The sequence below is a fragment of the Microcoleus sp. S13_C3 genome (assembly GCF_036700905.1).
In the GTDB taxonomy this organism is placed as follows: Bacteria; Cyanobacteriota; Cyanobacteriia; order Cyanobacteriales; family Microcoleaceae; genus Microcoleus.
Window position 1 is genome coordinate 25,103 of sequence record NZ_JAUBPT010000061.1, and the last position, 9,673, is coordinate 34,775.

Consider the following 9,673-nt stretch of genomic DNA (forward strand, 5'->3'; position numbering starts at 1 on the left):
TCGGTTTTAAAATTGACATTTCTCACTCAAGATAATCAAAACTGGCCAGAAAATCAACTACTTTTTGACCGATAGGCAAACAGAATTTACTCTCCTGATGAGTTGCACCTCCCTTCCCAAAATTTCCGTGAGAATTCACCATCAAACTCTCCTGTCCCGAACTAATTAAAATAGTTTGGGTAGGTGACTCAAAAAACTTGGTTGGCTGACTCACCCGTGATATATCAGAGAGCAAATTCATCAACTCATTTAACTTATTTGTAGCTGTACTCAAGGCTTTACGCAACTGCAATATTCGTTTTTCCTCCAAATTTTGAGTTTCGATATTTTTGCCGATAACCATAATATTTCTCTGAGTTTGTACAGCATCCTTAAAAGGAAGAATCGCTAAAAAAGCTGCTGGCAATAAATCCTCATCGCTCTCAAATCTAAAAGTTAGAGTTGTGCGGCGGTAGCCGACTTCAATATTAGGAGGAAAATTCATGGCCCGGTAATGCCGAGATATTTCGCTGTAAGCTGTTGCTAAAGTGCTGTTTGCTGAGTAGTCTAAAAGTGCGTCAACCACAATTTGCACTAACCCAGGCGTGTGACTTAAAAATTTTATCGATTCTGACTGCGACTTAAATTGTTGAATCAGAGTGCGATCGCCAGCGGGGCTGAGGTCAACCCACTGGCAAGTAATATCATCTGCAATGATGCCACATCGAGGAACCAAATACAGTTTTGCTCCTGTTAAAGTTGCTCCCCTCAAATCAGCGCCCACCCAATCTGCATTAATCAAATTTGTTTCTGTCAAATCAGCGTGAACCAAACTAGCACTTGCTAAATTAGTATTTCTTAAATCTGCTCCGTTAAGGTTAGCTCCGTTCAATTTAGCACAGCTCAGATCGGCGCCGTTGAGGTTAGCTCCCGTCAAATCAGCCCATTTGAGGTTAGCTCCGCTCAAATTGGCACTGCTGAGATTCACCTGTTGCAAAGAAGCTTGTCTCATATCGGCATTGCTCAAATTGACGCCGCTAAGTTCTGCTTTCGTCAAATCTGCGCCGTGTAAGTTAGCTTCTTGAAAGTTAGCTGAAGCAGCCGAAGCACCTCTGAGATTTGCACCGGAAAGATTAGCACCGCACAGGTTAGCTTCCGTCAGTTTTACCTCTCTTAAATCTGCTTCAGTCAGGTTTGCACCGCTGAAGTTAGTTTTGCTGAGTTCGCAGCGGACTAATTCGCATCTAATCAGGGATGCTCGGATTAATTGAGCTGCACTTAAATCGGCTCTGACTAAGTTTGCTACGTTGAGAGTCGCCCCGTTTAAGATTGCCCGCGACAGGTTGGTACTGCTGAGTCTAGCCACATTCAAGTTAGCGTCGCTCAAGTTAGCGTCGCTCAAGTTAGCGCCGCTGAGGTTGGTGACAAATAAGCTAGCCCGCCTTAAAATTGATTGGCTGAGGTTGATGCGGCTGAGATTAGCTTCATTCAGGTTCATTCCTGTGAAATCTCTGTCGCCTTCTGTGTATCTCTTGACGAGTGCAAATCGTTTGAGCAGTTCTTCAGCTTCCATTTTTTTACCTAACTGAAAGGGCAATTGGCTAACTTTTATAGGGCATGAATAGAAATTATCTCAAATTAATTTATAGTATTTACTCACCGAGCTGATAAAAGCTTTTGACAAACTCAATGACCGTATTTAGCGGCGGGGTGGTAAATCTTTGGGCTTTAATTGCAGGACTGATAGAGGTTTTGTTGACTCCGGGCAAATTTGTCAAGTTTCTGCCAAAATCTGGGTGATAGTGAATCATCAAAGTTTCGGCGCTGGAGTTAGCCAGTACAGTTTGGGTAGGCGATTGGAAAAAACTTGACATCGGTTCGCGATCGAGGCGAATCGGCTGAATTTTCATTTCCCCTATTTTTCTCATTGTTTTGGTCAGGGCGACGTTTAATTGCACTACCATATTTGAGACTCTGACGCCCAGGTTATTACCACTTTGGGGTTGAATCATCTTGATCAGAGTCATCAAATTTTTCTGAGTAAATGCTGCATCACTAAAGGGAATAATCGCCACGAAAGCTGTGGGAAATAGTTGATCGTCCTGCTCTATTCTAAATGATATGATTGTGCGTCGGGAATTAACTTCGATACTGGGAGGATGGTTCAAAGCAGGGTATTGACGGGCTATTTGGCGGTAGGTAGCTGCCAGGACAAAGTTAGCATCCGGGTCGAGGGGTCGATCGACAATAATTTGAACAGTCGGCGGTGTAGCATTGAAAAACCTTTGAGATTCTTCTGGGGTAAAGCGCTGAATGTGGCTGCGATCGCCGTTAGGACTGAGGTCAACCCAATCGCAGGTAATGTCATCTGCTTTCACATCAAACCTAGACACCGCGTAAATTTTTGCCCCCGTCAGGGCCGCCCCCGTCAAATCTGCGCCCACCCAATCAGCGTGAATCAAATTCGCTTGAGTCAAATCCGCGTGTACCAGAGTAGCGTTCAACAGATTGACATTGCTCAAATTTGCCCCGTACAAGTTGGCCCCGCTCAATCTCGCTTCATCGAGGTCAGCGCCGGTCAGGTTCGCCCCGCTGAGGTCAGCCCACCGGAGATTAGCGCCTCGCAAGTCAGCGCCGCTGAGGTTGGCCTGAGACAGATTAGCTTGTCTAAGTTCGGCATTGCAGAGGTTGACTCCTCGCAAGTCTGCCCTGCTGAGGTCGGCTCTGTGCAAGTTTGCCCGTTCCAAGTTGGCCGCGGTTAGGGAAGCGCCTCTAAGGTGAGCCCCGCTGAGGTCGGCTTGCTCTAGATTGGCTTCTCTGAGGGTTGCTTCTCTCAAATCTGCTTCGCTGAGATTTGCCCCGCTCAAGTTTGCACTGCTGAGGTTTGCTCGGATCAGTTCGGATCTGATCATTGTAGCTTCGACGAGTTGGGCTTCGCTGAGGTCGGCTCGAATCAAGTTAGCCACGTTGAGGATAGCGCCGCTGAGGTTGGCTTTGTGGAGATTAGCACCGCTGAGTCTGGCAACATTGAGTTTGGCTTTTCTCATGTTGGCGTTTGACAGATTGGTGCCGCTCATGTTGGTGAGGCTCAAGATTGCCTCACTGAAATTAGCCCCACTGAGATCGATCCTGCTGAGATTTGCCTCGCAAAGGAGGATGGCAGTAAAGTCTCTTTCTCCTGCTGCATATTTGGTGATGAGTTCTTCGGCATCCATGCTTTTCAATTTCCCTGATGTGTTAGCTAGAACAAAGCTTTGTTGTGCCAACCTTTAAACTAGAATAAGCATTTTTTGTAACTTGATGCAATATGCCTAGACATCTATATTGTGGAAGCCTTTTATAAAATCCAAAATGCTAGTGATATTAGCTTGAGCCAATTTTGGGCTTTCGGCTAACTTACCCGATGTTGAGTTACTTGGCTCGTATTTTTTAATCAGGCGCTTGCCGAAGGCGGGGTGGTGATATACGCTGAGTCTTTGGTCGCGGGAATTAATTAAGATCATCTGTGTTGGAATTTGAAAGAAATTGATGCTTTCGCCGATTTTTGGAAAAGAACTGGAAATTTTGATTTGGTCTACTTTGCTGATAGCTTGGTTGAGAGCTTTGCTGCATAACTGGACGTGTTTAGATTCTTTGACGTTAAGTTTGCCTGCATCGTGGGATTGAATCATTTTCATCAAAGCTATGAGGTTTTTTTGAGTTATGGCAGCGTCGTTAAAAGGAATGATGGCAACGTAAGCGGTGGCAAATAATTTATCGTCACTGTCCATTTGAAAGGCGAGTACGGTGCGCCTGGAGCTGACTTCGATCGTGGGAGGCTGACTTAAACTGGGGTATTGTTGGGCAATTTGGTAATAAGTTGCAGCTAGTGCAAAATGAGCGCCTTGATCTAAGGGCGAGTCAATTACAATCCGAACTGTGGGCAAGGTTTCGTGAAAAAATTCGTGGGTTCCTCCCGAGTTCAACCAGTAAATTTGGCTGTGGTCGCCGTTGGGACTCAGATCGACCCACTTGCAGGTCATGCCTTCGGTTTTGATGCCCAGCCGCGAAACTGCGTGAAGTTTGGCTCCGGTTAAGGTGGCTCCGGTTAAGTCGGCTCCAATCCAGTCGGCGCGGATCAGATAGGCATTTGACAGGTCGGCGTGAACTAAGCTGGCATTCAGCAAGTTGGCGTGGCAGAGGTCGGCTCGGCTGAGGTCGGCACCGCTCAATTTGGCTTCGCTGAGGTCTGCCCAGCGCAGATTGCACCCGCTGAGGATTGCCCAGCGCAAATTGACGCCGCTGAGGTCGGCGCCGCTGAGTACGGCTTGAGTGAGGTTGGCTTGTCTCAGTTCTGTGCCTCGCAAGTCGGCGCCGCTGAGGTCGGCTCGGCTAAGGTCGGCGCCTTGCAGGTTGGCTTGTTCGAGGTTGGCTTCTGTCAAGCACGCGCCGCTGAGGTGAGCGCCTCGAAGGTTGGCTTGAGCGAGGTTGGCTCCTCGAAGGGTGGCTTCGGTGAGGGTTGCGCCGCTGAGGTTGGCTCCGCTGAGCTCGGCTCCGCTGAGCTCGGCTCGAATTAGCTCGGCTCTGATCAGTTTGGCTCCTGTGAGTGTGGCTTTTTTGAGGTCAACTCGCACTAGGTAAGCGACGTTGAGGTCGGCGTCGGTGAGGTCGGCGCCGCCTAGATGGGCGCCGCTGAGTCTGGCGATGTTGAGTTTGGCACCTGTGAGGTTGGTTTTGCTGAGGTTTGCTCCGCTCAGGTTTGCTACACTCAGATTCGCACCCTTGAGGTTGGCTCCGCTCAAGTTGACGCCGCTGAGGTTGGCCTCAGTCAGGTTGATTCCGGCAAAGTTTCTTTCTCCGGCGGCATATTTCTTCAGGAGTTCCTCGACTGTCATGGGGGCGGCACCGTATCAAATATCCCCATTTTATTGCTATGAATATCGGTATTGTAGGACTGGGTTTAATTGGTGGCTCGATCGGGCTGGATTTGCGATCGCGCGGGTTTAATGTTTTTGGGGTTTCGAGTCGGCAGCAGACTTGCGATCGGGCGCAAGCTCGCGGTGTTGTCAATGAAGCCAGCATAAACCTGTCTCTGATGGCAGCAGCCGATGTGGTTTTTATTTGCACGCCACTGGGGTCGATCGAGCCGATCGTCCGAGAGTTGGTGCCCTATCTTTCCCCTGATACTATTGTAACCGATGTCGGTTCCGTAAAAACACCCATAGTGCAGGCTGTGTCTCCTCTGTGGCCGAATTTTGTGGGGGGACACCCGATGGCGGGGACTGCTGAAAGCGGCATTGAGGCTGCGATACCGGATTTGTTTGTGGGCCGGCCTTATGTGGTGACGCCGCAGGCCCAAACGCCGCCGCTTGCGGTGGATAAGGTTGAGGAAATTGCGCGGTTGCTGGGTGCTAAAGTTTACCGATGTGAGCCGGAAGAACACGATCGAGCTGTGGCTTGGATTTCTCATTTGCCACTCATGGCGAGCGCGACGCTGGTTGCGGCCTGCGATCGAGAGGGCGATCGGGATATTGTTAATTTAGCCCAACATCTGGCGAGTTCGGGTTTTCGGGACACGAGCCGGGTTGGGGGCGGCAATCCCGAGCTGGGAGTGATGGTGGCCAAGTACAATCGAGAGGAATTATTGCGATCGCTCTCTATTTACCGCGACAGTCTCGACGAGTTCATCAGCGATATCGAAGCCGAAAATTGGCAAGGTATCGAACACAAGCTGAAGCTGACTCAACAAGCGAGACAGAATTACAAATTGTGATCCAAAAATTACTTAAAACCGTTCCCGTCTAGATTATGATTTGTGGACGCCTATATATTGAGTTTCCATGTACGCTTATTCTCGACTGAAGCGATTTTTACTGGGTGAATCTCTTCCCACTAGCGCATCTATTCATGAACGGCTGAGCAACGCTACTGGACTAGCTGTTCTGGCTTCCGATGCACTTTCGTCTGTTGCCTACGCTACTCAAGAAACTCTGCTGGTACTGTTACTAGCGGGGAGTAGCAGTTTGAGTTTATCGCTGCCTATTTCTGGAATTATTATTTTACTGTTGGCGATCGTGGCGCTGTCTTACCGACAGACAATTAAAGCGTACCCCAAAGGCGGTGGCGCTTACCTTGTGGCGCGAGAAAACTTGGGTATTTATCCTGGTTTAATCGCAGCCGCTTCCCTGATGATTGATTACATCCTCACCGTAACAGTCAGTATTTCGGCTGGGGTGGCAGCCTTGACTTCAGCAGTTCCCTCGCTGCACCCCTACACAGTCGAACTGTGCTTATTTTTTATTGTCCTCATCATGTTTGCTAATCTCAGGGGATTGCGGGAATCCGGCAATATATTTATGGTTCCCACCTATGCGTTTCTCGTGGGCATTTTTATTTTGATTGGCTGCGGTTTATTCCAACAGGCAACAGGTCAGGTTATGCCGACATTACAAAATATTCCAGCTAAGGAACCTTTGGGATTATTTCTGCTGGCGCGAGCCTTTGCGGCGGGCTGTACTGCTCTGACAGGAGTTGAAGCCATATCAGACGGGGTGTTGGCTTTTAAGCCTCCTGAATGGAAAAATGCGCGCCTGACTTTGAGCTATATGGGTGGAATTCTAGGAGCGATGTTTTTGGGGATTAGTTACTTGGCTCATATTTATCAGGTGATTCCTACAGAACATGAAACGCTCCTTTCTGTATTGGGAAAACAGATTTTTGGTGTCGGTATATTTTATTACTATTTGCAGGCAGCAACTCTGTTAATTTTGCTGTTGGCTGCGAATACGAGTTATGCTGATTTTCCGCGACTTTGTTATTTTTTGTCGCGGGACGGTTTCTTGCCCAGGCAGTTGTCGCTGTTGGGCGATCGACTGGTTTATTCTAATGGCATTAATCTGCTCAGCTTCTGCGCTGCTCTTTTAATTATCATCTTTCGAGGCAATACGAGCTCGGTGCTTCCCCTGTATGCGGTTGGAGTTTTCACTTCTTTTACTCTCTCCCAATCGGGAATGGTAATTCACTGGTTTAAGGAACGAGGTAAAGGTTGGCAAGTTAGTGCTGTGATGAACGGTATTGGTGCAGTGGCAACAACGGGAGTTTTGGCTGTAATTCTCGCTACAAAATTCCTTTTGGGAGCTTGGGTTGTCGTAGTAACTATTCCGATCGTAGTTAGTCTATTTTTAGCTATTCACCGACACTATCGGTATGTCGCGGCTCGCTTGAGCATTCAGGGAATAGAACCGAGGTCTTATCTTCGCAGACCTAAAGTTAAGACGGTGACACATCCGGCAGTGGTGTTAATCGGGCAGTTGCACCGAGGAACTTTCGAGGCCCTCGATTACGCTCGTTTAATTGCTGATGAAGTTGTGGCTGTTCACGTAGATATTGGTTTGACCGATCGAGCAAAATTACAAGCGGCTTGGCAAGATTTGCAGTCAGACATTCCTTTGGAAATTCTGGAATCGCCTTACCGTTCTGTTGGTGAGGCTTTGACGCACTTTTTGGCTTTGTTTGAAGAGCAGCGACCGGGAGTATATTTAACGCTGATCATTCCGGCTTTTGTAACGCGAAATTGGTGGGAGGGACTGCTGCACAATCAAACTGCTTTCTTTTTGAAAGCTGCTTTGCGGGCTAAAAAAAGTCGGGTTGTAACAACGGTTAGGTATTTTCTTTAAGGATCGCGAATTAAATAACTTACAATTTTAATTGTTATTGTGGGATGGGCAACCACGGGGGATTGCCCCTACTTCCTCGCAATAAAAATTGGAAGGCGGTCGGACGCGCTGGCCCAAAAAACCCGGTTTCTTCGCAAAATCTTTGGTTTGGATGTTATTTTTATAGGCAGAAACCGGGTTTCTGACACCGCTTGGTAAATCATATATATTTATTAAAAATTAAATGAAAGGGTTGACATATGACAAATGATATGTTAAAAATTTAGTAATTAGAAAAGTTGCCTTTCAACTGATCTTAAAAAAGATTGCGGCTGCTGAACCCAAGTCTTTTGTTCCCTAAAAAATCTCTTCAACTTTTGGGGGTTGCTATGCAACCCACAACAGACTATTTATGCAGCAGCCAAAAAACTTGAACAGGCTTTTGCGAGCTTTATCTCGGCAAGGTCTTGATGTTAGCTACGACAATAAAGTCTACTCGATTTGTCTCAATAGTTCTCTGAAAGAACAGTGGCAAGATGCCGATGCCCCAACAGCAGAAGTTTTGCTCCCAGAGGGTTTTCCTGTGGAAGCAAAGGCGCTCAAACAGTTAGCCAATTTGGCGAATGTTCGACACCCTCAAGGCGGCTGCGTTTGCCGCGCCTGCGCTACTCCTGACTTCCATCCGGGGGATGCGGGGGTGGCGATCGGCTCTATTGTAGAAACAGCAGGAATGGTGATTCCGGCGGCTACCGGTTCTGATATCAACTGCGGAATGCGGTTACAGGTTGCGGATTTGTCGATCGAACAATTCCTCAGTCAGCGCGATCGATTTGTAGAATTGCTCAAAGGCGATTATTTTTTCGGTACTCGCGATGTCAGCATGACTGCAAAAACTGCTGGCGCGATGTTCCAACACGGGATTCCCGGATGGCTGGATGCTTTGCGGGACGAGGCAACCGGCAGCGTGGCTAATTCGGATTTCGAGCAGTTGGCGACAGAGTGCAATCGCACTTTCCTCGGCGGTTCCATGAATGGCGATGTCAAATGGGCTCCTGAAGAATTAGTCCCAAATGACGGCTTAGTCAGGGATGGCGGCTTAGCTACCATCGGCGGCGGCAATCACTTTGTCGAAATTCAAGTGGTTGAGGAAGTTGTCGATCGAGCTACGGCTTATACTTGGGGTGTTCGATCGGGACAAATCGCTTTCATGATTCATTCCGGTTCGCGGAATGTCGGCAAATACATCGGCGGAATGTGGCGCGATCGAGCTTGCGAAGCCTGGCAGAAAACTCTGAAACATCCTGAATCCCGGCTTTTCCCGCTGTCTGTCGCAGCAAATCCCGAACTTGTGAGCAGCTACCTGCAAGCGGAAGCAACAGCCGCTAACTACGGTTTTATCAACCGTTTGCTGCTAGCAGAACTTCTGCGGTTGCGTTTGCGACAAGTTTTCGGCGATGTGGAAGCTCCCTTAGTTTACGATTTGCCTCACAATATCACTTTAGGTGAAGGTGCCGGCTGGGTGACTCGCAAAGGCGCTTGTCCCGCACATTTGGGCCAGCCTGTAATTGTACCGGGTTCGATGGGCGTGCCGTCTTATTTGCTGGTTGGTTCGGGGAACGATCGATTTTTGCGATCGGCCTCTCACGGTGCAGGAAGGGCGCGATCGCGCTTCGATATGAGTCGCAAAGGTGCTGACAAAACTGACTTCGCTTTGGAATTAACCGGCGTAGATTGCATTACCTTGCGCGAAGAACGCAGAATCGAAGAAGCACCGGCCGCTTACAAGCCAATTCAACCAGTAATTGACGTTCAGGTTGAGGCACAAATAGTTGGTGTAGTCGCTAAACTGAAGCCAGTGTTAACATTTAAAGCGTAGCCTGGGGCTATTTCTCCGTTTTCAATAACTGGTGTCTAAACCAGGCGAAAAGCCCGTTCTAAAAGACAATTTCTTAGTTGTGGAACGGGCATCTTGCCCGTTCGGAACAGGCGAAAAGCCCGTTCTAAAAGACAATTTCTTAGTTGTGGAACGGGCATCTTGCCCGTTCGGAACAGGCGAAAAG

General features: G+C 48.3%; 6 protein-coding genes. 3 read left to right on the top strand and 3 right to left on the bottom strand.

Going from position 1 to position 9,673, the window contains the following annotated elements:
• Positions 1-22 precede the first annotated feature (22 nt).
• From QUA16_RS17900 to QUA16_RS17910, 3 genes are all read right to left on the bottom strand, one after another.
• A complete protein-coding gene (locus QUA16_RS17900) occupies positions 23-1,552 on the bottom strand; it encodes a pentapeptide repeat-containing protein (RefSeq protein ID WP_333104755.1) in 1,530 nt (509 codons plus the stop codon).
• A gap of 79 nt (positions 1,553-1,631) precedes the next feature.
• Positions 1,632-3,194 carry a pentapeptide repeat-containing protein gene (locus QUA16_RS17905; protein ID WP_333104756.1) on the bottom strand — a complete coding sequence of 521 codons (1,563 nt, stop codon included), beginning with the start codon at positions 3,192-3,194 and terminating at the stop codon, positions 1,632-1,634.
• 96 nt (positions 3,195-3,290) lie between these two features.
• Positions 3,291-4,853, bottom strand: a complete 1,563-nt coding sequence (locus tag QUA16_RS17910) for a pentapeptide repeat-containing protein (protein ID WP_333104757.1) — start codon at positions 4,851-4,853, stop codon at positions 3,291-3,293.
• 38 nt (positions 4,854-4,891) lie between these two features.
• Here QUA16_RS17910 and QUA16_RS17915 point away from each other — a divergent pair, with 38 nt between their 5' ends.
• The 3 genes from QUA16_RS17915 to QUA16_RS17925 all read left to right on the top strand — a co-directional run bounded on the left by QUA16_RS17915 (position 4,892) and on the right by QUA16_RS17925 (position 9,489).
• Positions 4,892-5,731 carry a prephenate/arogenate dehydrogenase gene (locus tag QUA16_RS17915; RefSeq protein WP_333104758.1) on the top strand — a complete coding sequence of 280 codons (840 nt, stop codon included), beginning with the start codon at positions 4,892-4,894 and terminating at the stop codon, positions 5,729-5,731.
• Positions 5,732-5,798: 67 nt separating this feature from the next.
• Positions 5,799-7,634 (top strand): APC family permease, encoded by a 1,836-nt coding sequence (locus QUA16_RS17920; protein ID WP_333104759.1) that lies wholly within the window; start codon positions 5,799-5,801, stop codon positions 7,632-7,634.
• Between the two features lie 391 nt (positions 7,635-8,025).
• Positions 8,026-9,489: an RtcB family protein gene (locus QUA16_RS17925; RefSeq protein ID WP_333104760.1), complete on the top strand. Its 1,464-nt coding sequence runs from the start codon at positions 8,026-8,028 to the stop codon at positions 9,487-9,489.
• The last annotated feature ends 184 nt before the right edge of the window (positions 9,490-9,673 follow it).